Source organism: Nonomuraea longicatena, assembly GCF_039525605.1.
Lineage (GTDB): Bacteria > Actinomycetota > Actinomycetes > Streptosporangiales > Streptosporangiaceae > Nonomuraea > Nonomuraea longicatena.
The window spans coordinates 155,164-179,792 of the sequence record NZ_BAAAHQ010000021.1 but is presented as its reverse complement, the minus strand read 5'-3'; the positions used below and the strand labels follow the sequence as shown (position 1 = coordinate 179,792).

At 70.0% G+C, this 24,629-nt stretch carries 23 protein-coding genes; 9 read left to right on the top strand and 14 right to left on the bottom strand.

The window, feature by feature from the left end; translation table 11 throughout:
• Positions 1–104: 104 nt before the first annotated feature.
• The 7 genes from ABD120_RS20505 to ABD120_RS20475 all read right to left on the bottom strand — a co-directional run bounded on the left by ABD120_RS20505 (position 105) and on the right by ABD120_RS20475 (position 4,318).
• Entirely contained in the window at positions 105–446 is a 342-nt protein-coding gene (locus ABD120_RS20505) for a hypothetical protein (protein ID WP_343951554.1), read from the bottom strand.
• On the bottom strand, positions 443–910 hold the full coding sequence (locus tag ABD120_RS20500) for a hypothetical protein (protein ID WP_343951553.1): 468 nt from the start codon (positions 908–910) through the stop codon (positions 443–445). Before ABD120_RS20500 ends, ABD120_RS20505 begins: the two co-directional genes overlap by 4 nt.
• A 105-nt stretch (positions 911–1,015) precedes the next feature.
• Positions 1,016–1,180 (bottom strand): hypothetical protein, encoded by a 165-nt coding sequence (locus ABD120_RS20495; protein WP_343951552.1) that lies wholly within the window; start codon positions 1,178–1,180, stop codon positions 1,016–1,018.
• Entirely contained in the window at positions 1,168–1,698 is a 531-nt protein-coding gene (locus tag ABD120_RS20490; RefSeq protein WP_343951551.1) for a hypothetical protein, read from the bottom strand. Before ABD120_RS20490 ends, ABD120_RS20495 begins: the two co-directional genes overlap by 13 nt.
• Positions 1,688–2,191, bottom strand: coding sequence for a hypothetical protein (locus ABD120_RS20485; RefSeq protein ID WP_343951550.1), 504 nt, complete (start codon positions 2,189–2,191; stop codon positions 1,688–1,690). Before ABD120_RS20485 ends, ABD120_RS20490 begins: the two co-directional genes overlap by 11 nt.
• Positions 2,188–2,940 carry a hypothetical protein gene (locus tag ABD120_RS20480; protein ID WP_343951549.1) on the bottom strand — a complete coding sequence of 251 codons (753 nt, stop codon included), beginning with the start codon at positions 2,938–2,940 and terminating at the stop codon, positions 2,188–2,190. Before ABD120_RS20480 ends, ABD120_RS20485 begins: the two co-directional genes overlap by 4 nt.
• A 229-nt stretch (positions 2,941–3,169) precedes the next feature.
• Complete coding sequence (locus ABD120_RS20475; protein ID WP_343951548.1) at positions 3,170–4,318, bottom strand: DUF418 domain-containing protein; 1,149 nt, start codon at positions 4,316–4,318, stop codon at positions 3,170–3,172.
• A gap of 122 nt (positions 4,319–4,440) precedes the next feature.
• Between ABD120_RS20475 and hisC the strand changes: the two genes are divergently transcribed.
• Entirely contained in the window at positions 4,441–5,508 is a 1,068-nt protein-coding gene (gene hisC / locus ABD120_RS20470) for a histidinol-phosphate transaminase (RefSeq protein WP_343951547.1), read from the top strand.
• On the opposite strand, the gene ABD120_RS20465 is transcribed toward hisC, so the two are convergent.
• From ABD120_RS20465 to ABD120_RS20440, 6 genes are all read right to left on the bottom strand, one after another.
• On the bottom strand, positions 5,496–7,001 hold the full coding sequence (locus tag ABD120_RS20465; RefSeq protein WP_343951546.1) for a hypothetical protein: 1,506 nt from the start codon (positions 6,999–7,001) through the stop codon (positions 5,496–5,498). The genes hisC and ABD120_RS20465 overlap by 13 nt on opposite strands.
• A 244-nt stretch (positions 7,002–7,245) precedes the next feature.
• Entirely contained in the window at positions 7,246–8,052 is an 807-nt protein-coding gene (locus ABD120_RS20460; protein WP_343951545.1) for a UTRA domain-containing protein, read from the bottom strand.
• Positions 8,053–8,277: 225 nt separating this feature from the next.
• On the bottom strand, positions 8,278–9,777 hold the full coding sequence (locus ABD120_RS20455) for a hypothetical protein (protein WP_343951544.1): 1,500 nt from the start codon (positions 9,775–9,777) through the stop codon (positions 8,278–8,280).
• Positions 9,778–11,265 carry a hypothetical protein gene (locus tag ABD120_RS20450; RefSeq protein WP_343951543.1) on the bottom strand — a complete coding sequence of 496 codons (1,488 nt, stop codon included), beginning with the start codon at positions 11,263–11,265 and terminating at the stop codon, positions 9,778–9,780.
• A 74-nt stretch (positions 11,266–11,339) separates the two neighbouring features.
• Positions 11,340–12,155, bottom strand: a complete 816-nt coding sequence (locus ABD120_RS20445; RefSeq protein WP_343951542.1) for a carbohydrate ABC transporter permease — start codon at positions 12,153–12,155, stop codon at positions 11,340–11,342.
• Positions 12,152–13,015: a carbohydrate ABC transporter permease gene (locus ABD120_RS20440; protein ID WP_343951541.1), complete on the bottom strand. Its 864-nt coding sequence runs from the start codon at positions 13,013–13,015 to the stop codon at positions 12,152–12,154. Before ABD120_RS20440 ends, ABD120_RS20445 begins: the two co-directional genes overlap by 4 nt.
• Before the next feature lie 119 nt (positions 13,016–13,134).
• On the opposite strand from ABD120_RS20440, the gene ABD120_RS20435 reads away from it, so the two are divergent.
• The 6 genes from ABD120_RS20435 to ABD120_RS20410 are packed head-to-tail and all read left to right on the top strand — an operon-like array spanning position 13,135 to position 19,811.
• Complete coding sequence (locus ABD120_RS20435; protein ID WP_343951540.1) at positions 13,135–14,415, top strand: ABC transporter substrate-binding protein; 1,281 nt, start codon at positions 13,135–13,137, stop codon at positions 14,413–14,415.
• On the top strand, positions 14,399–15,391 hold the full coding sequence (locus ABD120_RS20430) for a Gfo/Idh/MocA family protein (RefSeq protein WP_343951539.1): 993 nt from the start codon (positions 14,399–14,401) through the stop codon (positions 15,389–15,391). The genes ABD120_RS20435 and ABD120_RS20430 overlap by 17 nt, the downstream gene beginning before the upstream one ends.
• A complete protein-coding gene (locus tag ABD120_RS20425; protein ID WP_343951538.1) occupies positions 15,388–16,959 on the top strand; it encodes a heparinase II/III domain-containing protein in 1,572 nt (523 codons plus the stop codon). Before ABD120_RS20430 ends, ABD120_RS20425 begins: the two co-directional genes overlap by 4 nt.
• Positions 16,943–17,686, top strand: a complete 744-nt coding sequence (locus ABD120_RS20420) for an amidohydrolase family protein (protein ID WP_343951537.1) — start codon at positions 16,943–16,945, stop codon at positions 17,684–17,686. Before ABD120_RS20425 ends, ABD120_RS20420 begins: the two co-directional genes overlap by 17 nt.
• Positions 17,683–18,489, top strand: coding sequence for an amidohydrolase family protein (locus tag ABD120_RS20415; RefSeq protein WP_343951536.1), 807 nt, complete (start codon positions 17,683–17,685; stop codon positions 18,487–18,489). Before ABD120_RS20420 ends, ABD120_RS20415 begins: the two co-directional genes overlap by 4 nt.
• A 14-nt stretch (positions 18,490–18,503) precedes the next feature.
• A complete protein-coding gene (locus tag ABD120_RS20410; RefSeq protein WP_343951535.1) occupies positions 18,504–19,811 on the top strand; it encodes a transcriptional regulator in 1,308 nt (435 codons plus the stop codon).
• Between the two features lie 54 nt (positions 19,812–19,865).
• Here ABD120_RS20410 and ABD120_RS20405 read toward each other — a convergent pair whose 3' ends face one another.
• Entirely contained in the window at positions 19,866–21,275 is a 1,410-nt protein-coding gene (locus ABD120_RS20405) for an alpha/beta hydrolase family protein (protein ID WP_343951534.1), read from the bottom strand.
• 672 nt (positions 21,276–21,947) lie between these two features.
• Between ABD120_RS20405 and ABD120_RS39835 the strand changes: the two genes are divergently transcribed.
• Positions 21,948–23,135: a LuxR C-terminal-related transcriptional regulator gene (locus ABD120_RS39835; protein ID WP_425564010.1), complete on the top strand. Its 1,188-nt coding sequence runs from the start codon at positions 21,948–21,950 to the stop codon at positions 23,133–23,135.
• Positions 23,136–23,469: 334 nt separating this feature from the next.
• A complete protein-coding gene (locus ABD120_RS20390; RefSeq protein WP_343951533.1) occupies positions 23,470–24,618 on the top strand; it encodes a methyltransferase domain-containing protein in 1,149 nt (382 codons plus the stop codon).
• The last annotated feature ends 11 nt before the right edge of the window (positions 24,619–24,629 follow it).

Here is a 24,629-nt window from a genome sequence, read left to right as displayed (position 1 = left end):
CGACGCGGACTTGAGTGCCAACGCTCGAAAAGACCTCGGTCTATTCACAGTACCCCCTGGTTCCGGGATTCCCTAATTCCGGTATCAGGGACGACATTCCGGTATCAGGGACGACGCCCGCCGAGCACGTGGAGCATCCGCTGCCACACGATCACGACGGCGAGCCGGGTCGCGGCGCCGTACCGGCCGGGGGCGACCAGCCCCGCCCCCCGCCACATCAGCCGAAACCCTCGCAGCACCTCCGCCGACCCGTCGGGCCCGCGCAGCACCGCGACCGGCGCGACACACCGTGGAACCCCCGCCAGCAGCGGAAACTCGGTGGTGAGGTGAGGGTCTCGACAGGACCGCACGATCACCTGCGGGGCCAGCACCCGCGACAGCCGCTCCGCGATGGAGGAGCAACTGCCGCAGGCGCCGTCGTACACGACCACGAGCGAGCCGGTCACCCGGCCGCCCAAACACCGATCGCCAGCGAGGCGATCGTGGCGACCGTGGTGACGATCGCCAGTATCCGCCGGTGCGAGCTCCACAGCTCCGACCACGAGCCGTCGTCGCTGTGGGCGATGCTCGCCGCCGCCATGATCCACCGCGCCGCCGCGAACCCGCCCGCCGCGGCGAGGGCCCCGGAGAACGGCACCACCAGCAGGATCGCCAGCAGCACCAGGTGCGGCAGGGACGAGGGCGAGTACGTGCGCATGCCCGTCCCCATCTCGAACCCGAACTGGATGCCGCCGAACACCCGCCCGCGCTGCAGAACATGCTCAGGCACCAGCCGCTTGTTCTCCGGCACCGGCAGCGTGATCAGGCCCGCCTCCCGCAGGAGTACGGCCCCGGCCGCCAGCCCCAGCAGAGCCAGCCGTACCGCAGGCGGAAGCAGCGACTGCACGATGCCGCCGAACACGCCCGCCACGACCGCGACGCTCGTCGCACCGAGCCACAACCCGACCCCGAAATAGGCCAGAGCACCAGAACCGCGCCAGACCGACGCGCTCAGCAGGAAAGCTGAATTGTGGCTTCAAGTGCTGCCGGAGTTGGCGTACCCGGCATTCAGTCCCGCCCACAGGAACAGCAGGAGCACGGACCAGCCCATCGCGGCGGGTACGGCGAACCCGAGCGCGATCGGCACCGCCAGCACCAGCGGGTGCAGCGCCAGCCGACGGGCCTGGATCAAAGCCGGCACGCCGAGATGGTCAGAGCGGTGTAGCGCTCACCGGAGTTCCACACGACCATGGTGTTGGCGTCCGAGCAGCGGTAGACATTGCCGCTGGCGGTCCACCGCCAGGCGTTGCGGCCTACGCAGGTGGTGATGCGGTTGGAGGTGTAGCCCTCGTCGTGGTAACCCCGCCAGCCCTCGAAGTGGCGCTTGTTGGAGTTGCACGGGTAGCTGCCCATGCGCCAGCCGCCGAAGCAGGCCGCCGGCCCGCCCACCCACCAGTTGTTGCGCTGCTCGCCGTACCCGCTGGAGTAGGCGTCCCTGCAGTTGGAGCGGGTCCACTCGGAGGTGGGGCCGGCCGCCCAGGCGGCGCGCTTGGACAGCGCCCAGTCGAGCGGTGCGAGAGCGGCGGTGGAGGCCGCGACGAGCATGCCCTTCAGCATCGTGCGGCGCCGGGGGGTCAGGGTCGTGATGGAGGCGCGCACCCGGCTGGGCGCGAACTCCTCCGGCGCGTCGTTCGCGGAGGGGATCAGGTCAAGACGCATGGTGGCTCCCGGAATCGGAGAGTTCGGGCAGAAGCTCGCTCAGGAGGGCGGGTACGTCGGTGTCGCCGTACACGAAGCGGCGGGCGACGATGCGGCCGGCCGGGTCGATGACGTACACGCAGGGCGCGTAGCCCTCGTAGACCGCGCTCCACAGATCGGGGTCGGCGACCTTCTCCACGCCGCCGTCGAAGGTGCTCGCCACCTCCTGTGAGGTGAACAGGCCGAGGACGCGGACGCCGGGGATCGGCCGGACCGAGGTCTCCCAGAGTCCCTTGCAGATGCCGCATCCGGCGTCGAGCAGGAACAGCAGCGCGTGGGTGTCGCCCGCGCCGGGCCGGAGCCCGGCGGGGACGGCCTGGGGCTGGTCGGTGAGTTGCGCGCCGCCGCCCGCCTGTTCGAGTGTGCGCACCCGTGCGTAGACACCCGCCGTGGCGAGGAGGGTGAACAGCGACAGCAGCAGGGACAGCAGGGACAGCGCGACAGGCAGTGTCATGCCGCCCACACGGCGCGGACGCCGGAGACGATCGAGGTGACGCGGTCGTGTTCGGCCGCGTCGTTCGCCCGCATCATCGTGGCGGACGTCTGCGGGAAGAAGAGTTCGAGGACCGCCGTGGAGTTGGCCAGGATGTAGCGCCACTCGTACGGCGTGCCGCTGAGCGCACCGGCCTGGTCGGCGTCGAGGTCGAGCTTCTCCTTCCAGACTTCGGCGTCGCCCTGGGCCGCTCCGCGCCATGCCGGGAGTTCGTCGCGGCTGGTACGGACGTCCTTGACGGTGACCCACAACTGGTCGCTCACGCCGTAGACCATGTTGGCGAACTGCTGGAGGCCCATCGCGGGCAGTGCGGGCTTGACGGTGGCGCCTTCGGGCGAGTCGGCGAAGGCCACCGAGGAGACGATCCGGTTGAGCAGCGACCGCCGCGGCAGCGGCCCGCCGAACCAGGTGGTGGCCTCGTTGTACGGTCCGGCCCAGACGAGGCAGCTGTCGGTGCGGTCGGCGGATTCGTACACGACCAGGTCGAAGCCCTCGCGGCGGAAGGTCTCCGTGTGGCCCCCGGGGAAGATCTTCTTCGGGATGACCCGGTGTTGTCCCGCCTGGGCGAGGCCGAAGCTCCGCAGGAAGGACGGTCCGCCGATCTTGGTGTTGCCGTGCCATTCCAGGGCGGGCGCCTCCGGTGGGAGCGAGATCTCCACCCGGGCCCCGTCGGGTGCTAAGCGGGTGTTCGTCGAAATAACAGCGACCATGGTTCCCCCTGTGCTGTTGCCGGTTGATCGCCACAAGGGTGGCATTTGCGGCGGTGGCGAGCAAGGAAAAACATTGTTCCGTGGCAACTGTCGTATTGAGTGGCCCGTGTTGTCGCTTATCGCCCTTGACAAAAAGTGTGAAGTCTGGACGCTTATTTCCCCATTCTATTTATAATTCAACGAACGCGCGAATGCAACAAAGAATTGTGGAAATCGTGGAATCCAGCCGTCATGGTCGAGCGGGTGCCGCGGTCCGCCGGCCGTTGGTCACCAGTCGCAGCAGGTGCTCGACCGGCCCGTGGCGGTGCCGGCGCAGCCACCAGACGCTGAGCCCGAGCAGCACCGCGTAGACGACGGCGGCGACGCCCATGACCGCGACCGGCGGCAGCCGCCCGGCCAGGCCGAGGCCGTACCCGGTGAAGACCAGGCAGGCCAGCACGGACTGGCCGAGGTAGTTGGAGGCGGCGGCCCGCCCGGCCGGGGCGAGGGCCGCCGACACGGCGGGCACCCGGCGCGCCAGGCGGAGCAGCGTGACGACGTAGGCGGCGGCCAGCAGCGGCGAGGTGAGGGTGTTGAGAGCGGTCGCGGCCACCATGGCGGTGCCGTCCTGGTCGACCAGGTAGGAGTACAGGACGGCGGTGGGCAGTCCGACGCCGAAGCCGATCCACTGGACGGCGGGGACGCGGTGGGCCCAGTCGCCGGGCCGTTCGAGCAGGCGGCTCTTGCCGGCCGCGAGGCCGAGCAGGAACAGCGCCAGCGCGGTGGGCCCCTGAGCGCTCCAGGTCGTCTCGACGGTCTGGGCGTACTGAGCGATGTTCACCCGCAGGAACTCGGCCGGACCTGCGGTGAAGGCGGCCAGCAGCCGGTCGCCCTGCTCGGCCGAGAGGGCGGGCGGCATGACCGCGACGCCGGAGGGCGCGAGCGAGAGCAGCCAGGCGAGCGCGGCGTACGCGGCGGCGATGAGCGCGAGCAGGACGGCGGCGCAGACGACGGCGGTCCTGGGCCGGATGCGGTGCACGGCCAGCAGGACGACGCCGAGCACGGCGTACAGGGTGAGGATGTCGCCCGGCCACAGCAGCAGCCCGTGCAGCAGGCCGAGGACGAGCAGGGCGGCGCAGCGGCGCAGGGTCCTGGCCGCGACACGCGTCCCGTTCCGGTGCTGGAGCGTGAACGAGTAGCCGAAAAGGAAGGAGAAGATGACGTAGAACTTGGACAGGACGAAGGTCTGGACGACGAAGTCGACGGGCCCGGTGGTGCCGAAGCCGATGGTGCCCAGCAGGCGCGGGTCGGCGATGAAGCCGATGTTGGCGATGAGGATCCCGGCGAGGGCGAAGCCCCGGATGGTGTCGATCTCGTCGATCCGGCGGGTGGGCGACATGCCGACGACGCTATGAGCCCCTGAAGTCACGAAATATCGTTCTTTCGGAGGATGGTGGGCCCCTCCTTCGGACTCCTCCTCCGAAGCGGAAGCGCCGCGAGCAGGGGGACTACAGTGAGGCCATGCCTCACTTCCGCGCCATTCTGGACACCATGCCCCCGTACAAGGCGGGCAAGGCCGTCGTCAGCGCCGACGGTCGGTCCTACAAGCTGTCCTCCAACGAGTCCCCTTACGACCCGCTGCCCTCGGTCGTGGACGTCATCGCGGAGGGCGCGCGGCAGATCAACCGTTACCCGGACCCGGCGGCGGCCGAACTGACCGAGGCCGTCGCGCGGAGGTACGGCGTACCCCCCGAGCACGTGGCCCTCGGGGCGGGGTCGGTGACGGTGGCGCAGCAGTTGTTCGAGACCGTGAGTGAGCCGGGCGCCGAGGTGATCTACGCCTGGCGCTCGTTCGAGGCATATCCGCTGCTGGCCGACCTGGCCGGGGCGGTGTCGGTACGGGTCCCGCTGGTCGACGAGGCGCACGACCTGGACGCGATGGCCGACGCGATCACCGACCGCACCCGGATGATCTTCGTGTGCAACCCGAACAACCCGACCGGCGTCGCCATCGGGAGCGCCGCGCTCACCGCCTTCCTCGACCGGGTGCCGGACAACGTGCTGGTCGTGCTGGACGAGGCCTACCGCGAGTACGTCCGCGACCCCGACGTCCCCGACGGGCTCGGCTTCTACCGCGAGCGTCCCAACGTGTGCGTGCTGCGCACCTTCTCCAAGGCGTACGGCCTGGCCGGGCTGCGCGTCGGCTACCTCATCGGGCACGAGCCGGTGGCCGCCGCGGTCCGCAAGGTGATGGTGCCGTTCGCGGTCAACCACCTCGCCCAGATCGCCGCCGTCGCCTCGCTGCAGGCGGAGGAGGAACTGCTGGAGCGGGTGGACGCGGTGGTCAAGGAGCGCACCCGGGTCCGTGAGGCGCTGGTCGAGCAGGGGTGGACCGTACCCTCCACCGAGGCGAACTTCGTCTGGCTGCGGCTCGGCGAGCGCACGCTCGACTTCGCCGCCGCCTGCGCGGTGGAGGGCGTGGCGGTCCGGCCGTTCGCGGGCGAGGGCGCCCGGGTGTCGATCGGCGACCCGGAGGCGAACGACACCTTCCTACGGGCCGCCGCGGCGTACGGGCCTCACACGCCCTGAGTGACCGCGTACCAGTTGAGGTAGGCGACGCCGAGGACGAACGATCCCTGCTGGGGCTGCACCCGGCGGGCGTCGTAGATCGACCTGGAATGGGTGAACGGCCGCCGGTCCGCGGCGGCGGCGCCCGCGAGCCAGCGCGGGGCCTGGAGGTACTGACCGGCGTTGGTGGTGCTGCCGGTCCCGTCGATGCGCATGTAGGCGGTCGGGTGGCCGTCGGCGCCGGTGGGCGCGATGAGGTTGTCGGTGTACGTCCGCGAGAAGCGCGTGAGGTCCGCCCGGGTGAAGTGGATGCCGGAGCGGTGGGCGCGGGCGGCGAACTCGACGTCGATGGCGCCGTGGCTCAGGTCCTCGATCTGCTGTTGCGGGGTGAGCGACGGTGAGTACTCCGAGAGGTTGGCGGCTCGCGACCAGCCCCGGTGGGCATGGCCGAACTTCGGCCAGTACGTCCAGGTGGCGGCGGCGCCGGTGAGTTCGCGGCGGAAGGTGCGGGCCATGCGCTCGGCACGGTCGCGGTAGAGGGGGTCGCCGGTGGCGGCGGCGATCTCGCAGTAGGTCTTCCCGAGTGCGAGGCTCTGGTTGGTGGGCTGCTCGACGCCGTCGTGGGGGAGCGGGGTGCCCTTGTTCCACACGAAATAGCCGTAGCCGTCGGCGGTCTGCCGCCATTCGTGGTCGTGGACGGCGGCGGCCTGCTTCGCCGCGTCCAGATACTCCAACGCTTTGGCATGATATTTCGGGATCGCGGAGAGTGCGGGGTCGGTGAGCACCACCCGGGCGAACGCCGCCATCGGATACGTGATCATCCCTGTGTGCACGCTGAAGATCACCGGGTCCGAGACGAACGAGACCGCCCCGGCCGCCGGCCTGGTGTTGCCCACCGGGGTGGCCCGCAGCTCCCGTGCCGTCACCCGGGTGGTCGCGGTGGGGTACGCGTCGTTGATCTGCTTGATCGCGTAGTAGTTCGACAGGGGGTCGAGCGACAGGTACGCGTACGTGGTCGTCAGGTTGTGCCTGGTGTTCTTCACCTCCAGTTTCCACTTGCCGGGGGAGTCGACGGCCGTCACCGTCGCCACGGCGTTGTCCGCGTAGGACAGCGAGGTCCGCAGTTCGATGAGGTCCTGCCCGGCGGTGTCCTTGAGCGTCACCCTGCCCAGCGTGTACGGCGCGAGCGCCCGCCAGGCGGGCAGCGACAGCCCTCGGTGGTCGGCGGCGCCGCGCTCGGAGTCGCGCTGGGCCAGCACCAGGTCGATGACGGTGACGAGCCGGTCGAGGTAGTGGGTGTCCTTGTACGCCTCGTACATCCGGACCAGGGCGGTCATGGCGTAGGCGTGGCCCCAGGCGAGGCCGCCCCGTTCGTTGTGGCCGACCGGGCTGCTCGCGTGGAAGGCCCGGTCGAACTCGTCGAAGGTCGAACGCGCGGAGTAGTCGAACGCGCTGGAGAATCCGAGGGTGCCGACCGCGAGGGCGCCTAAGCCGAACTGTCTGCGAGTGATCATGAAGCTCGTGCCTTTCGTCTCACATGAGGGGTGGGGAGAGCGAAAGAGCGCGCCGAAACCGTCCCGAAGCTCGATAACGGCGCGCCAGAACTTCCTGCAGACTACCTACGGCCGAAATTCCCGACAATGGCCATAATCCGAATTACGGCGCGTGCTTGATCGGCCGCGCCGAGCGGCACGGGTGCACAGCACGGAACGGGCCGCGTTCCTCCCGGGAGGGGGGTGTCAACTCACGTCGGGTTCGTCAGAACTCGTCCACTCCGCCGACCTGTCCGATCGGGAAGATGTGGCGGGTGGCCGCGCAGATGGTCTCAAGCGTGTGGACAGGTGTCCCTTCGGTCGAATAGGAGGCGCGAAGGACCTGCACCACCCACTCGCCAGGGTCCAGGTTCAGCGTGTCAGCCTCGAAATGAGTCGCCGGTCGGGCGGTGAGTGTTTCCTCCGCGTGGCCGAAACTGTAGCCGAGGGCCTGGATCGCGGCTTGGAGCGAGGGCTTCACGAACTCCGGTTCGGCTATCCGAGTGCCGGCGAAGAGGTCGGCGCGAAAGTAGGAGGTCGCGATCCGCACCGGCACCTCGTTGGCCAGCATCATCTTGCGCCGGGCGATGATCTCGTCGCCGGTTCCCACGCGCAGGCACTCGGCGACGTGGTCACTCGCAGGCTCAAGGCCGATGTACAGCATCGTGCGGTCGGGACGGATACCCTGCCGCTCGGCTTCGACGAGAAAGAGCGACACCGACCCACGTGTGGCGGGGTCGGTCGGCAGTGCTCGTTGGACGATGACTTTCGGTACTTGGCTGACGGGCTGTTCGGGAGCCCTTTCCGGTGGTCCCTTGCGCATCTGGGAAACTCGTCCAGGTGTCACGCCCAGGGCCTTCGCGATCGCCTCAAGGGTGTGCCCCTGCTCTCTGGCCTCGGCGATGGCGCCCCGGCGGATGCGGGCGGCCTCCTGGGTGATGCCCTGCTGTTCGGTCATCGCGCGGCTGATGGCCCGCGCCCGCTCGATCGGATCAGCGATAGCGGAGATGTCTCGCAGTGTTCTGAGGTCCACAGGTGGTGATTCTCCGGTCATCTCGGGCGGATTTTAGCCCCCTAAAGTTCGCTCACTCGATGATCGCAGGGCTGGGTGCGTGAGTGCCAGGTCCAGGTTCAGTGGTGGGATAGGTCGTAGGTGGCTCCTCCGGCCGGGCACGGTGGTCCCTGTGCGATGCGCAAGGGACCACCGTCGAATCAATCGGCTGACCTGCCGATGTTGATCGTGAGCGCCTCGGTGAACTCAGCCGTGCTTGATCAACCGGGCCAGCGTGATGAGGTGGGAGGGGTTGGAGAGGGGCAGGTTCGTGTACTTCGTGGCGACCAGGGCTTTGACCTGCGGATCCCACTCGGTGAGTTCGATCCACGAGTGGAGGTAGTAGTCGGCCTGCGCGGTGTTGTCCGTCCCGTCCACGTTCCACGAGAAGCGCGGCGCGGTCGTCGAGCGGTTCCACATCTTGGTCGTGAACGTGTTCTTGAGTGCCGTCATGTCGGCCGCCGTGAGGATCCGGCCGTTCCGGTAGTACTCCAGGAAGGCCGACAGGTCCACGTTGGCGTGGGAGATGTCCTCCTTCTGGGCGGCGTAGCTCGCGTAGTTCCACACATACGCGCCGCCCGAGTTGACCAGCGCGCCCTTGGCCCACCGTACGACGGAGTCGGCCCGCGCCTGGTAGGTGGCGTCGCCGTTCAGGCTGTGCAGGACCGTCAGCATGTTGGCGAAGGCCAGCGCCATGTTGTACGGCAGGTCCCGGGACGGGTCGGTGCCCGGCATCGTGTTGATGTTCGGGGGCTCGCGGTAGGTGGTGCCGTTCCAGGTGTTGCCGAGGAAGGCGCTGCGTTCCCACCGGGGCACGATCTGCGTCTCCAGGAAGCTGCGGTACGCGTCGGCCTTCCCGGCGTAGGCCGACAGCGCGGGCGTGGTCGCGATGAGCCGGGCGAACTCCGCCATCGGCAGGCCGATCATGCCGTCGTGCACGATGAACGGGTAGCGCCCGCTCAGCTCGACCTCGTCGTAGTAGGCGGACCCGGTCGCCGTGTAGGTCGCGTGCTCAAGCCAGACCCGCAGGGCGGGACCGCCTCTGGGCATCACGCACTCGACCTCTTTGTACGTCCAGCTCGTCGAGGTGTAGTCGAGTGCGCAGATCGAGCGCGTGCCCTCGCGCAGCACGATCCGCCCGGTCGCCGAACCGGTCTTCTTGCCCCACCCGCGCAGCACGTACGTGACGCCGCTGCCGTACCCGGCGGCGACGTTCTGGTAGAGCTTCTTCCAGCGCGTCTGGTCCGAGATGATCCGTACGGCCTGCGGCCCCTCGCCCGCCGGGGTGTCGGTGGTGCGGTGGACGTGGCTCCCGGTGTCCTGGAACCGCGTCCACGCGGCGGGCAGGGTGGTGTCGCCGCTGGCCGCGTTGCCGAAGCCGGGGTTCGACAGCGCCACGGGGGTGTACTTCGCGGTGCTCCAGCCGAGGAACCCGTCGCCGTCGATGTCGTCGGCGTTGGAGATCACCTTGTCGGCGTGGGTGACGAGTTTGTCCAGCCAGGCCGTGTCCTGGGTGGCCTGGTAAACGTCGAGGTAGCTACGCATGATGTAGCTCTCGCCCCAGGCCAGCCGGTCGCTCTTCGGGCTGGTGTAGTAGTTTCCGCTGATCTGCGCCTCCAGGGCGCGGTATTTGGTGAGCCAGACGCTCTCGACGGGCTGCACCCCCGTCATGGCCAGTGTTCCGGCGAGCACCAGGTTGAGTAACACTCAGGACCTCTTTCTTCTCCTTGCGAACCAGTTCAGGTAGGCCACACAGCCCACCTGGGAGCCTTGCGTCGGCTGGACCGCTCGGCCGTCGTAGATGGACAGCGAGTGCGTGAAGACCGTCGGGTCCCACGGCGCGACCGGCATCCAGCGCGGCGCCTGGAGGTACTGGCCGGGGGTGGTGGTGCTGCCGGTGCCGTCCACGCGCAGGTAGGCGGTGGCGATGCCGTCCGGGCCGGGGGGTGCCACGAGGTTCCTGCTGTAGGTCCTGGCGAAGCGGGCCATGTCCACGTCCTGGAAGAACAGGCCGTGGCGGTGGACGGCGGCGGCGAACTCGACGTCGATGGCCGCGTGGCTGAGGTCCTCGACGCTGCGCACCGGGACGCTCGACGGGGTGTACTCCGAGACCCCGTCGGTCTTGGCGTAGCCGTTGTAGAGCTTGCCGTTCTTCGGCCAGTACGACCACACGTAGGCGTCGTCGGCGTCGGCGGTGACCTCGTTCAGGAAGCTTCTGGCCATCCGCCGGGCCCGGTCGGCGTAGAACGGGTCGCCGGTGGCGGCGGCGAGTTCGGCGTAGGTCTGGCCGAGCGCGAGCCCCTGGTTGAGGGGCTGCTCGGTGCCGTCGTAGGCGAGCTGCGTGCCCTTGTTCCACACGAAGTACCCGAGCCCGTCGTCGGTCTGCCGCCACTCCTCGTCGTGGATGGCGGCCGCGTCCCGCGCGGCCTGGAGGTACTGCTGCGCCTTGTTCAGGTACGTTCGCCGGGACCTGAGCTTGCGCGAGCGCAGCACGAGGCGGGCGAACGCCGCCATCGGATAGGTGATCATCCCGGTGTGCACGGTGAACAGCACCGGCTGGGAGACGAACGGCGTCTCGCCGAGCACCGGCATCGCGCCCGCCGCCGGGGCGGTCCGCAGCTCCCGCGCGGTCACCAGCGTGGGCGTCGGGTAGGCGTCGAGGACGCGGGTGACCACGTAGTCGGGCGCGGCCGGGTCGAGCGACACGTCGGGGAAGGTCGCCACCAGGTTGGTGCGGTTGTTGCGGACCTCAAGGGTGAACCGGTCGGCCGAGGTCCCCGCCCGTACGGTCGCCACCGCGTTGTCGGCGTACGTCCGCGCGGTGCGGATCTCGACGAGGTCCTGCCCGGCGGCGTCCTTGAGGGTGACCAGGCCGACGGTGTAGGGGGCCTTGGCCCGCCACCCCGGCAGCGACCTGCCCCGGTGGTCGGTGACGCCGCGCACGGAGTCGCGGTTGGCGAGGATCAGGTCGAGGTTGGTGACGAGCCGGTCGAGGTAGTGGGGGTCCCCATAAGCCTCGTACATCCGGACGAACCCCATGAGCACGTACGACTGCCCCCAGGCCAGGCCGCCCGCCTCGTTGGTGTCGCCGGGCTGGCCCGCTGCGCCGCTCTGGTGGAAGACCCGGTCGAACTCGTCGAAGGTCGCGCGGGCGGTGTAGTCGTAGGCGGCGGAGGTGGAGGCGGCGCGGGCCATGGAGGGGAGGGAGGCAAGGGCTCCTGCCCCTAATGCGCCCAGGGTGAACTGTCGGCGGGAAACGATCATCGCGATCAGCCTTTCACTGCGCCCCGCATGCCCTCAAGGACATGGCGTTGCATGATCATAAAGATGACGACCACCGGGACGATCGAGATGATGGTCCCCGCGGCCAGGGTGCGGACGTCGGTGCCGGTGATCCCGGCCAGATAGGCGATGCCGAGCGCGATGGGGTACTTCGCGGAGTCCTTCAGCACCACGAGCGGCCAGATGAAGCTGTTCCAGACCGAGATGAACCCGAAGATCGCGAGCACGGCGAGGGTGGGCCGGGCGGAGGGCAGCATCACGTGCCAGAAGACGCGCAGTTCGTTGCAGCCGTCGGTGCGGGCGGCGTCCACGATCTCGCGCGGGATCCCGGCGAAGGTCTGGCGCAACAGGAAGATCCCGAACGCCGACAGCAGCGCGGGCAGGATCACTCCCGCGTAGGTGTCGGCCATTCCGAGTTGCGAGACGACGAGGAAACGGGGGATGAGCGTGACCTCGCCCGGCAGGAACATCGTGGACAGGATGGCCAGGAAGATGAGGTTGCGGCCGCGGAAGCGCATCCGGGCCAGCGGGTAGGCGCACAGCGCCGAGACCAGGACGTAGGCGGGGACGATGGCGGCGACGTACAGGATCGAGTTGAGCAGGTAGCGCGGGAACGGGATCGCCGTCCACGCCTCCTTCACCCAGTCGAGCACGGGCGGCCTGGGGATGATGTCGGGCGGGAAGGAGAAGACGGCCTGGCCCGCCGGTTTCAGCCCCGACGACAGCAGGATGAGGAACGGGCCGACGAAGACCAGGGCGATGGCCGTGAGCAGGATGTACATTCCCGCGCGTCTGGTTCTCATGATCTCCCCCTGGTGAGGCGGTGGTTGACCAGCGCCAGGACGATCATGGCCACCCAGAGCACGAGGCCGACGGCGCTGGCGTAGCCCATCTCGTAGTGCTCGAACCCGGCCGACCAGATGTAGTAGCCGAGGGTCAGGGTCGCGTCCTGGGGTCCGCCTCTGGTCATGACGTACACGGAGGTGAAGGCCTGCATCGCGTCGAGCATCGCCATCGTGGTGGCGACCGCGAGGTAGGGGACCATGAGCGGCACCGTGATGCGCCACAGCCGGTTCCAGGCGGTGCAGCCGTCGACGCGGGCCGCCTCGTAGAGCGTCGAGTCGATGGCCTGCAGTCCGGCGAGGTAGACCATCATGTAGAAGCCCATGCTCTTCCAGCCTTCGACCAGGATGAGCGCGGGCAGCGCCCAGAACGGGTCGAGGAGGTACTGGATCGGCCGGTCCAGCAGGCCGGCGCCGGTGAGGACCCAGTTGAGGACGCCCTGCTGGTTGAAGACGTACTCCCAGGCCACTGCCACGGCGACCATCGAGGTGATCACCGGCAGGTAGTAGAGCATCCGGAAGGTCCTGATCCCGGGCAGCTTCTGGTTCACGAGGACGGCGAGCAGCAGCGGCAGTAAGACGAGCAGCGGCAGGAACCCGGCCATGAACAGCAGGGAGTTGCGCGTCGCCGTCCAGAACCGCTCGTCGCCGAACAGGCGCGCGAAGTTGTCCAGGCCGACGAAGACGGGCGGGGAGACCACGTCGTACTTCATGAACGACAGCTGGACCGCGGTGGCGAGGGGCCAGACGAAGAAGATCCCGAACAGGGCGAGGGCCGGGAGGGCGAAGAGGTAGGGGGTGTACCACCGCTGTCCTGGCATTGGCAGTCCTAAAGATGGATAACGGCGGGCCAAATTTTTTTGCAGCGTACATAGCCCAGGGATTGACGGCAAGAGTGCGCGATGACATTGTGCCGAAAGTAGCGATTAAGGACGGCCACATGTCACCCAGAAGCTTCTTAGCGGCAGCGCTCGCGTTCTCGTTCCTCACGACGGGCTGCGTCGCCGGCACCACCGGCGCGTCGGAGAGCAGCGCCTCCGACCAGCCCTTCGAGGGGGAGGTCGAGTTCTGGACGATCAACCTCAAGAAGAACTACAGCGCCTACATCGACGGACTCATCGCCGCCTACCAGAAGCAGCACCCCAAGGTCACGGTCAACTGGGTGGACGTGCCGGGCACGGAGAGCGCCACCAAACTGCTGGCCGCCGTGGCCAGCGGCGACGTGCCGGACGCCGTCAACGTCAACTCCATCGAGCTCGGCCGCTTCGTGCCGTCGCTCGAACCGCTCGACGCCTACTTCGGCACCGCCGAGCTCGCCGACTTCCAGCCCAACCTGGTCGAGCCGCTGCGCACCGGCGGCAAGCTGTACGCCGTGCCCTGGTACAACGGCGGCGCCCCCGTCGCGATGTACCGCAAGTCCGTGATGGGCAAGGTCGGCTTCGACCCGGAGAAGCCGCCCACCAGCTACGACGAGGCGCTCGCGCTGGCCGACAAGGTCCACGACCAGGCCAAGGTCCACGGCTTCAACGCGCTGCCCGACCACAACACCCTGCGCTACTACGGCATCGAACTGATCTCCGCCGACAAGAAGAAGGCCGCCTTCAACACCCCCGACGCCCTCGCCGTCCTGGAGAAGTTCAAGAAGAGCTACGACGCCGAGGGCATCGCGCCCGGCGCGGTCTCCAAGGACACCCGCAACCTCCCGCAGACCCTCGACAACGGCCAGATCGCCTTCAAGGCGACCGCCAACGCGGCCGAACTGCTCAACCTGCAGAAGAACGCGCCCGACGTCTACCAGGACCTGGCGGTCACCCCGCCCGTCCGGATGAAGGAGGGCGGCTACCTCCTGCTCGCCCAGCAGGCTTTCGCCATCCCCAGGGCCTCCAAGCAGAAGAAGGCCGCCGCCGAGTTCATCAAGTACTTCACCAACGGCGTCAACCAGCTCGCCTTCTGCAAGATCGTGCCGATCTACCCCTCGACCGTCTCCTCGGCCAAGGACCCCTTCTTCACCGACGTCACCGGCTCGGACCCCATGTCGGTGGCCAGAAGCGTGATCGTGAAGGGCCTGCCGGAGCTGAAGTACGTCCCGATCGGCACCGCCAAGGACGCCGAACTCGGCGAACTGCTCTCCGAGGAGGTCAGGGCCTTCATCACCGGCACCAAGACCGCCAAAGAAGCGCTGGACACAGCAGAGAAGCGATGGAATGACGCACTTGCCTAAGCTCAGAGTGGGGATCGTCGGCGCCGGGATCATGGGCAGGGGGCACGCCGAAGTGCTCACCGCCCACCCCGACGTCGAACTGACCGCCGTCTCACGCAGCCCCCTCGGGGACGCCACGGTCTACGCCGACTACCGCGACCTGATCGCCTCCGGCACCGTGGACGCCGTCTCGATCACCACCCCCGACCACCTGCACGCCGACCTGATGGTGGCCGCCGCCGAGGCCGGGCTGCACATCCTGGTCGAGAAACCCTTCACCACCACGGTCGCCGACGCCGACCGCGCCGTCGCCGCGATCAGGCAGGCGGGCGTCATCGCCATGTGCCTGTTCAACCACCGCTGGGTGCCCGCCTACGCCCAGGCCAAGCAGCAGATGGAGCTGATCGGCGAGCCCGTCGTCGGCTACGCCCGCAAGGACGACACCATCCACGTCCCCACCGAGATGATCCGCTGGGCCGACCGGACCACCTGCGCCTGGTTCCTGTCCAGCCACGACATCGACCTGGTGAGCTGGCTGTACGACGACCGCGTCGTCGAGGTCTACGCCACCGCCCGCCACGGCAAGCTGCGCGGCATGGGCATCGACACCCCCGACGCGATGCAGATCCAGGCCCGCTTCAGCCGGGGCGCCGTCGCCACCTTCGAGTCCGCCTGGATCTACCCTGACACCTTCCCGACCATGGTGGACAGCTACGTCACCGTCGTCGGCGAGGACGGCGTCATCCAGCTCGACCGGCAGAAGGAGAACATCCAGCTCGCCACCGCCAAGGGCTACACCTACCCGCGCAACATGCTCCAGCGGGTCGTCCACGGCGTACCGGCGGGCGCCTACCGCGACGCCATCCACCACTTCGTGGACTGCGCCCGCACCGGCACCGAGCCGCTCATCAGCGTGGAGAGCTCGCGCGACGTGACCGCCGTGCTCGCCGCCGCCCACGAGTCGGCCCGCACCGGGGCACCGGTGAGGCTCACGTGAGCGTGGAGAAACCGCCGCACGTGCATCCGACGCGGATGCGGCACATCCCCGACGCCGACCTCGACGCCCTCCTCGGTACGGCGGGCCGCGCGTGGCGGTGGCGGGCGCCCGTACCGGCCGGGTTGCCCGCCGACGGCGCCGACGACCTCATCGGCACGCAGGTCGACTTCCTCGACAAGGGCCACGGCCGCTCCCGCCTGTACGGTTTCCACTACCTGCGCTGGATGACCCCGCTCGTCGCCGCCTACGAGAAGACCGGCGACCCCCGCTACGCGGCCGAGTGGGAGCGCCTGTTCCGCCAGTGGTACGCGAGCCGCGACCGGGTCGAGGGCGACTGGCCCGGCCTCGACGTGGTCTGGTACTCCCTCGGCGTGTGGGCCAGGAGCATGCACCTCACGCACGCGCTGCACGTCCTCGGCGACGCGCTCGGCGAGGAGTGCTGGCGGGAGATGATGAAGACCCTCGTCGGCGGCGCCCGCTGGACGGCCGAGGAGCACGACTCCTTCCGCCACGGCAACTGGCAGTTCGCCGCGGTGTGCGAACTGCTGCACCTGGCCCGCGTCTTCGCCGACCTGCCGGAGTCCGAGGCGTGGGCCGAACTCGCGCTGGCCCGCATCGACGAGCACCTCGACCGCGACATCCGCGCCGACGGCGGCCACCACGAACGCTCGCCCGGCTACCACGGCATGTGCCTGGACGCGCTGCGCCGGGCCGCCGCCGTCGAACCCGCCCTGGCCGCCCACCCCCGCCACGTGGCGATGCGCGACTGGCTGGCCGCGCTCACGACCTCGGGCGGCTGGGTGCCGCACCTCCAGGACAGCGGCGTCGTGTGGCCGGAGGGCATCGACCCGGCGGCCGGCTCGGTCAATCTGGAGGCCAGCGGCTACGCGGTCTTCCGCGGCGCGGGCTTCCACACGGTGGTCAACTACGGCCCGTACGTCGGCCACGAGCTGGAGCCGCACAGCCACCACGCCGCCCTCGACTTCGTGATCGAGGGCTGGGGGCGGCCACTGGCCTGGGAGGGCGGCGGCCCGCCCTCCTACGACGACCCCGGCTACTACGACTGGTACCAGGCGACCCGCGCGCACAACACGCTGCTCGTGCCGGGACAGGAGTACACGGAGGACCGCCGGGCGGCCTGCGACCTGTTCTCCGTCACCGACGACGTGGACGTCTTCGCCGGCCACCACCACGGCTACGCGCAGCGGCACGACCGCCGCGTCACGTTCGTGAAGGACCCCGGCTACTGGGTCGTCGAGGACCGGATCGACGCCGAGGCGGTCTGGCTCCTGCACGGCCTGTCCCCGTGGCGTCCCCACGAGGACGGCTGGATCTCGGCGGAGGGGCCCGGCCTCCTCGTCGTACCGCTGCTGCCGCCCGAGGAGGTCCTGCACGGGAACGGTCCTGCGCGCATCCCCGACCCCTCGGCCAGGAGCGCCGAGTACGGCGAGATCCACTCACTCGGGCTGCGTCGCACCGACGGCCGGTTCACCGTCGGACTGTTCCCCTTCCGCGACCAGCCCCCCACGATCCCCGACGGATGGACGGTTCATGCTGATCGACGCTGACGCGATGCTCGGGCGACACCCCCGCAGGGATGTCGGTCCGGGCACGGTCACGCACACCCTGGCCGAAATGGACCGTTTCGGCATCTCCGAGGCGCTGGTGAGCCACAGCTGGTCGTGGCTGCACGACCCGCACACCGGCAACCTGCGCCTCACCGAACTGGTCGCGGGCCGGCCCCGGCTGCGGCCCTGCTGGGTGCTGCTCCCCGCCACCTGCGGGGAGACCGGCACCCCTGAGGAGTTCGCCGCCTCGGCGCTCGCGCACGGCGTCGCCGCCGTCCGCGCCTACCCGGCCGACCACGGCTACGACCTCGCCGGGCCGGACGTCGCGCCCGTACTCGACGCCGTCGCGGCGGCCGGGCTGCCGCTGCTGCTCGACGCGCAGCAGGCCGGCTGGGCCGCCGTCGAAGCCGTCGCCGCCGCCCGCCCGGCCCTGCCGATCGTCGTCGGCGGCCTCGGCTACCGGGTGCTGCGGCAGGCCGCGGGCGTGCTCGCCCGCACCGGCAACGTGCACCTCGGCCTGGCCAACCTCTCCTCACACTGCGGACTCGAATGGCTGGCCGACCGGTTCGGACCCGGGCGCCTCGTCTTCGGCACCGGGGCCCCGTACCGGGACCCGGGGGAGAGCGTCACCCGGCTGCTGTGGTCGGAACTCGACGACGGCGCCGTGGCCGCCGTCGGCTCCGGCAACCTGCTCGGGCTGCTGCGCGCGGAGGCGAGGGCCGCGTGAGCATCGAGACCTCGGTACGAAACCGCCGGGCGCAGACCGACGTCCGGATCGTGGACGCGCACGCGCACGCCGGGCCGTACAGTCTGTTCTTCATCCCGGACGCCGGGCCGCAGGCCATGGTGCGGGTCATGGACCGGTGCGGGGTCGCGCACGCGGTGCTGTCCAGCCACCTGGCGATCCAGCTCGACGCCTCGGACGGCAACGCGCAGACGGCCGAGATCGTCCGGTCGGCGCCCGGCCGGTTCACCGGCTACCTGACCGTCAACCCGTGGCAGGACCCCGTGGGCGAGCTGGCGCGGTGGGGCGACGACCCCGCCTTCGGCGGCATCAAGCTCCACCCCGACCTGCACGACTACCCGCTGACCGGGCGAAGGTACGCGCCGGTGTGGGAGTTCGCGCAGCGTACCGGCTGCCCCGTGCTGACCCACAGCTTCGACGGCTCGCCGTACAACGACCTCGGGCACGTCGAGGAGGTCGCCACCCGCCACCCGGACGCGCGCATCCTGGCCGGGCACGCCGGGGGCACGCCGCTCGGCTTCGACCTCGCGATCGAGACCGCGGAACGGTGCCCCGGGGTGGTGCTGGAGTTGTGCGGCTCTTTGAACAGCGGCCAGGACATTGCCAGAATGGTGGACGCACTGGGCGCGGACCGGGTGGTCTTCGGCTCCGACTTCCCGTTCATCGATCTTCGTATGTCGCTCGGCCGGGTAATCTTCAGTGGCCTTTCCGAGGAGGACCGGGCGGCGGTGCTCGGCGGGACGATGACGCGACTCCTGCGGTGGCGAACCGGATTGGGGAGATAGCGATCATGGATCGGTTGCGGTCCGAGACACGGTCGAGAGTGGCGATCGGCGTGGTCGGGCCGCCCGACCTGGTCGAGCAGATCATGATGATCGGCGCCGACCTGCCGGTGGCGGGCGACTGGCGCCTGGTCGGCGCGCCGCTCGCGGGCGAGCACGAGACGTACGAGAAGTTCTCGAAGATCGCCGACACCATAGACGTGGTGCTGTTCAGCGGGCCGCTCCAGTACGACCTCGCCAGGCAGGCGGGCGAACTGCCGGTGCCGGCCACGTTCGTGCCGATGAGCGGCGCCAGCCTGTACGCCGCCCTGCTGCGCGGCGTGCTCGACGACGGCATCGACCCGGCGCGGGTCAGCATAGACTCACTGCCCGCCGCCGACGTCGAGGAGGCGTACGGCGAGATCGGGGTGAGCACCGCCGGCGTCCACCTGTCCGAGTACGACCACCCCGAGTCGGCGCGCGGCTTCGCCGCCTTCCACGAGCAACTCCACCGGCAGGGCGCCACCACGGCGGCGCTCACCACCGTGCGCAGCGTCGCCAAGACGCTCACCGCCGCGAACGTGCCCGTGCTCCGGGTGCTGCCCACCTCCTCCACCCTGCGGCTGGCGCTCAACACCGCCGCGCTGCTCGGCACCGGCAGCCGGCTGGAGGAGTCCCAGATCGCCATCGCCGTGGTCGAACTGGCCGCCTCCGCCCGGCCCAGCTACTCGGGGCCCGGCAACTACTGGCAGCAGGAACTGCGGCTGTCGCTCCACCAGTCGCTGCTCGCCGACGCCCGCGTCATGGGGGCCACCGTGGCCCCCAGAGGCGAGAACGGGTACGTGGTCACCGCCACCGTCGGCGCCCTCGCCCAGGCGACGGACGGCTTCCGGGTCGCGCCGTTCATGGACCGGATCCGGTCGGAGGCCGGGGTGCCCGTCGAGGTCGGCATCGGCCTCGGCGGCACCGCCCGCGACGCCGACGCCAACGCGCTCGTCGCCGTCGACAAGGCCCGCGACGCCGGAGCCGCCGCCGCCTACCTGGTCGGCGGCGACGGCACCGTGCTGGCGTTGCCGCTGCGGCAGCGCCGCAGGCAGGACACCGTTCCCGTGGTCGCCACCAAGGCGGCCAAGCTCCTCGAACGGCTCGTGGCCGGGCTGGGCGACGGCCCGGAGGCGCTGGTGGTCGACGCCGAGATCGTGGCCGACGTGCTCGGGGTGGCGCCGCGCTCCGCGCGCCGGGTCCTGCAGAGCCTCGCGGAGGAGGGCCTGGCCTGGCCCATGCCCCCGGTCAAGGGCTCCCAAGCGGGACGGCCCCGCCAGCCGTACCGGCTGGTTCGGCCCTGACGTTCCTACCGGCAGGGTGGCCCCTGAGCCTCTGCCCCACCGGCTGGTCCGGCCCTACCGGCAGGTTCTCGTCTCGGGCGAGCAGTGCTCGACCTCGGGGTGGCGGCTCGACGGCCGGTCCAGCAGGGGCTGGGGCCGGTTGCGCAGGTGCAGGTCGAAGAAGGCCCCGACGTACGCGCGGGTGATGTCCATGGCGCGGTCACCGGGCAGTTCCGAACCGTCGTCGATGCCGAGCTGGTCCATCAGCAGGCCGAGGTCGGTGAAGGACGTGTGCGCCGTCCCGGTCACCAGGAGCCAGCGCTTCCAGCCGGTCAGCTGCTTCCAGTCACGCTCCCAGGTGGCGGCGGCCTCTCCCTTACCCGGGGTGTAGGTGGCGGGCTTGCCCAGGAGCAGCACCGGCCGGGACAGCCCGCCGTCCGGGATGCGGATCTCGGTGGTGCCGTCCATGTTGATTCCGGCGCGTACCCGGGAGTCCGTCAGCATGGTCGCGATGGCGCTCGCTCCTCCGACGGAGTGACCGGCCATCGCGACCCGAGACGGGTCGATCAGCCGGGCGCCCTTCCATTTCGGGCGCGGTGCGAGCAACTGGTCGAGCACGAAGGAGACGTCGGCCGCCCGGCCCCCCGTGAGCTTCGCCCACCACTCCGGGGTCTTGCTGAGCTCGCACGTGACGCAGGTGGTGACCCGTCCGTCGGGGAAGGTCGTGGCGACGTTCTCGTAGGTGTGGTCGATCGCGGCCACCGCGTGGCCTCGGCTCGCCAGGTCCTCGGCCAGCGCCGTGAGTTCGGTCCGGGGCTTGCTGTGGCCGGGGGAGAGCACGACGAGGGGGAGGGTGCGCGCCCGGCCTGCCGGGCCGACGTCGGTGAAGGCGTGGGTCCGCGTCCTGCTCAACGCGTCGGGCGGGACGCTGGTGATCCGCCCGCTCTTCAGCAGGAGCTCGGACTCCTTCGGCGTCATGTACCGGGCCCGCTCTCGGCCCGGCGACCTGGCCGGGTACCACAGGGAGACCATGAGCTCCCGGGCTTTCACCGACGGGACCCAGGGGTCGGAGCGGGAGGTGTCCTGCAGGTACAGGAAGGTGGTGCCGACCGGCCGCGAACCGGTCGGTTCCGGCAGGCGGAGCGTGCCGTTCGGCGTCGAAGAAGGACCGGCGGAGGCGCTTCCGGACTGCGCGGCCTCGGACGTGGACGGGGCGGTCCTGGACTGCGCGGCCTCGGGGGTGGATACGGCGGTCCCGGGTTGTGCGGTCTCGGAGGTGGATAGGGCGGTCCCGGGCTGCGTGGATCGGGTGTCCACGGACTCTGCGGTCTTGGACGTGGACGGGGTGCCCACGGACTCTGCGGACGCGGTCGACGTGGTCGCCACGTAGGCGAGCAACCCGGCGGCGACCACACCGCCGCGCAAGGTCCGGCCCCTTCTGCGCTGGGAGACGCCGGTGCGCGTCGGCCTGCCTGGCTCTGTCATATGACCCATGAACCTGTCCGCCCTTTTCGGTATTTGGCGGGATTTCCCGCATTGGCGAGGACGAGGCTAGGGACGGCCGAAGTCCGTGCGCGTCGGCCTCTGTACCCATCTCGGATGCCTCCGGAGAACGAACGGCCTGCGGTGTCATCCCTGCGACGTACTCCCAACGGACCACGGCCGTGGTCACCGCAGCCGATGTGCGGCAGTTCCCGCGAACGCGACAATGTGCAGGTGGCAGCAGATGAAAGACGGCTTTGGCGGCAATATGCGCGGGACATACTGCGGCCCGAACCGCGAACCGCCCGTCCGTCGCGCCGGGCTCTCGCCGCCGACGCGCTGCTCGCGATCCTCCTGACGGCCGCCGCGCTGATGGCGGCGGCAGGACTCCAGGGCCCGCTCCACCGCGTGGACGTGCAGTCGCACCCGCTGATCGAGTCGCTGCGACTGCGCCCTTCCCCGGTGGTCCCGGCTCTTCCCGCGATTCCGTCTCCTCCGGCCCCGGTGGTCCCGGCTCTTCCCGCGTTCCCGTCCCTTCCGGCTCTCCCGTCTGTTCCGGCTCTCCCGTCTGTTCCGGCCTTCCCTTCGCTTCCGGTTCCTCCGTCCTATCCGGTGCCACCGGAGGGCCTCGGCGCTCTGCCGCCCACCCTGCGCTCCGCAGGGTACGAGCCGCCCATGCTTCTGGTGGCGTTGACCGCTCTGCCGCTGGCGGTCCGGCGCAGGTACCCGCTCGCCGCCTTCTGGACGGTGGTGTCGGCGGCGCTGGCCACGACCGGTGGCGCGACCTGGATCACCGTACTGAGCTGCTCGATCGCCGGCTACAGCGCCGTCGCGCACAGCCGTAACCGGGTGCCCGCCGTGGCCGGCCTCCTGCTCGCGGCGGTGCTCGCCGGCGCCGTGGACCGGGCCATCGTGCCCAGTCTCCCCGGTTGGCTGGGGCCGTACGTCGTGCTGCTGAGCGCCGGGGTCTGCGCGAGCATCGTCCGGTTCCTGCGGCGGAGCCGGGATCGGCAGGCCGAACTCCGACGGGAGCAGGAGGAGGCCATGCGGAAGGCGGTGGAGGCCGAACGCGCCAGGATCGCCGCGGAACTCCACGATGTGGTGACCCACAATGTGAGCGTGATGGTGATCCAGGCGGGCGCGGCGCGCAAGGTGATGGACGCCGAGCCGGAACTGTCCAAACAGGCACTGCTCGCCATCGAGAGCAGCGGCCGCGCCGCCATGGCCGAACTGCGCAACGTCATGGGCCTGCTGGCCGGGACGGAAGGCGGTCGCGCCGACAACCGCGACGACGGGCTGGAACCACAGCCGGGACTCGACCGGCTCGACGGCCTCATCGAGCGGGTACGCGCCGCCGGGACACCCGTGGACGTCTCGCTCTCCCCACCGGACTCCCTGCCGGACGGGGTCGGCCTCACCCGGGTCGTCATCCTGACCACGTACGATCTCGACCACTACGTCTACGCCGCTCTCACCGCCGGCGCCAGCGGTTTCCTGCTCAAGGACGTCAGCCCCGAGCACCTGGTGGCGGCGCTGCGTCTGGTGCGCTCCGGCGACGCCCTGCTCGCGCCGACCATCACCCGCCGCCTCATCGAGCGGTTCGCGCCCCGCGACGAGGCGAAGGCCGACCTCCACCGTGATCTGTCCGAGCTGACGCCGCGCGAACTGGAGGTGCTCCGTCTGCTCGCCACCGGTCTGAGCAACGCCGAACTGGCCGATCGGCTGACGCTCAGCGCGACGACGGTGAAGACCCACGTCGCCCGCATCCTGTCCAAGCTCGGCCTCCGCGACCGGGTCCAAGCCGTCGTCCTGGCCTACGAAACCGGACTGATCTCCCCAGGCGGCCCGCCGGGCACCGGGTGACCGTTGCCGTCGGCGGTCAAGGGTTCCGAACGGGACGGCCCCGCCAGCCGTACCGACTGGTCCGCCCTTGACGACCGCGCAGAAACCCGATTTCGACAGGTCGTGACAACGGCCTGGCCCCGTGGGAAGGACGCCGACATCCGCAAGGGGATCGCCGTGTAGTCCCGGCGTGGCTTACGGTGACGGGGAACACCATCCGAGCGAGGCGGAAGGAGCCCAGAATGGGCGAGCACAAGGGCGAACCGAAGAAGGACAAGCCCCTCAAGCCCGCGCCGATCAAGCCCGAGCAGGGCGACAGAAACCCCAGTGGCGGCAAGCGCGGTGGCGACAAGAAGTGACCGACCCCATCCAGGACGTCGAGGCCCATGTGGAGCGGATGATCGGGCAGATTCCGGCCGCTCCACACCGCACCCGACGCGTTTACGACGCGATGCGGGCCGTACCGCGCCATCGGTTCGTTCCCCCTCTCGGGCAGGCGTTTCTCGGCGCGGACGAGATCGAGTGGATCATCGACCGCCGCGCCCGCCCGGACGACTGGCTGGCGGCCGTCTACAGCGACTCCGCGATCGTCACGCAGGTCGACGACGGGAACGGTGAGATCGTGCTGGGCGCCGGTGACCCCACCTCGGCCGCGTCCGCACCGAGCACCGTGGCGGACCTACTGGGCTGGCTGGACCCCGAGCCCGGCCATCGGGTGCTGGAGGTCGGTACCGGCACCGGCTGGACCGCCGCCCTGCTGTCTCATCTCGTCGGCGCGGCCAACGTCACCTCCATAGAGGTGGACCCCTCCGTCGCCGAGGGGGCCGCGAAGAATCTCGCCGCCGCCGGTGTCCAGCCGCACCTGATCGTGGGCGACGGCGCCGCCGGATGGCCGGACCACGCCCCCTTCGACCGGGTGCACGTCACCTGCGGTGTCCACACGGTGCCGCAGGAGTGGATCGTCCAGAGCAGGCCGGGTGCCGTGATCGTGCTGCCGTACTCCACCGGGCTGGGCGACGGGCACGGACTGCGGCTCACCGTCCTGCCGGACGGCAGAGCTCAGGGGCGGTTCGTGGGTTTCGCCGCCTACATGCCGATACGCTCCCAGCGCCCGGCCGACGCCGCGCCGGACGACGGCAGCGGCCAGGACCTCACCACCCGGATCGACCCGCGCCTCATCGCCTGCGCGCCCAGCGGCGCGACCTTGGCGATGGCGGCCCAGACCGGGCTTCAGGTCACCACCCGCCAGCAGGACGGGCGGCTCCTGCTGTGGGTGATGGACCAAGCCGACCCGGGCACCTGGACGCTCGTCGGCCACGAGCCCGGCCTGACCGAGTTCAGCGTGTACCAACTCGGCGACCGGCCGCTGTGGGACGAGATCTGCGACGCCTACTTCCGATGGGTGAGCTGGGGCGAGCCGGTCCGCGACCGCTTCGGCATGACCGTCACCGGTGAGGGCCGGCGGATCTGGCTGGACGCGCCCGAACGGGTGATCAGTCGCTGACGGCGGTGTCA

What these genes read in the sequence shown, in the direction of transcription:
- ABD120_RS20490 (WP_343951551.1), bottom strand. Translation starts at nt 1,698, where the DNA reads ATGCGTCTTGACCTGATCCCCTCCGCGAACGACGCGCCGGAGGAGTTC.
- ABD120_RS20485 (WP_343951550.1), bottom strand. Translation starts at nt 2,191, where the DNA reads ATGACACTGCCTGTCGCGCTGTCCCTGCTGTCCCTGCTGCTGTCGCTG.
- ABD120_RS20480 (WP_343951549.1), bottom strand. Translation starts at nt 2,940, where the DNA reads ATGGTCGCTGTTATTTCGACGAACACCCGCTTAGCACCCGACGGGGCC.
- ABD120_RS20475 (WP_343951548.1), bottom strand. Translation starts at nt 4,318, where the DNA reads ATGTCGCCCACCCGCCGGATCGACGAGATCGACACCATCCGGGGCTTC.
- hisC (WP_343951547.1), top strand. Translation starts at nt 4,441, where the DNA reads ATGCCTCACTTCCGCGCCATTCTGGACACCATGCCCCCGTACAAGGCG.
- ABD120_RS20465 (WP_343951546.1), bottom strand. Translation starts at nt 7,001, where the DNA reads ATGATCACTCGCAGACAGTTCGGCTTAGGCGCCCTCGCGGTCGGCACC.
- ABD120_RS20450 (WP_343951543.1), bottom strand. Translation starts at nt 11,265, where the DNA reads ATGGCCCGCGCCGCCTCCACCTCCGCCGCCTACGACTACACCGCCCGC.
- ABD120_RS20445 (WP_343951542.1), bottom strand. Translation starts at nt 12,155, where the DNA reads ATGAGAACCAGACGCGCGGGAATGTACATCCTGCTCACGGCCATCGCC.
- ABD120_RS20440 (WP_343951541.1), bottom strand. Translation starts at nt 13,015, where the DNA reads ATGCCAGGACAGCGGTGGTACACCCCCTACCTCTTCGCCCTCCCGGCC.
- ABD120_RS20435 (WP_343951540.1), top strand. Translation starts at nt 13,135, where the DNA reads ATGTCACCCAGAAGCTTCTTAGCGGCAGCGCTCGCGTTCTCGTTCCTC.
- ABD120_RS20430 (WP_343951539.1), top strand. Translation starts at nt 14,399, where the DNA reads ATGACGCACTTGCCTAAGCTCAGAGTGGGGATCGTCGGCGCCGGGATC.
- ABD120_RS20420 (WP_343951537.1), top strand. Translation starts at nt 16,943, where the DNA reads ATGCTGATCGACGCTGACGCGATGCTCGGGCGACACCCCCGCAGGGAT.
- ABD120_RS20405 (WP_343951534.1), bottom strand. Translation starts at nt 21,275, where the DNA reads ATGACAGAGCCAGGCAGGCCGACGCGCACCGGCGTCTCCCAGCGCAGA.
- ABD120_RS39835 (WP_425564010.1), top strand. Translation starts at nt 21,948, where the DNA reads ATGCTTCTGGTGGCGTTGACCGCTCTGCCGCTGGCGGTCCGGCGCAGG.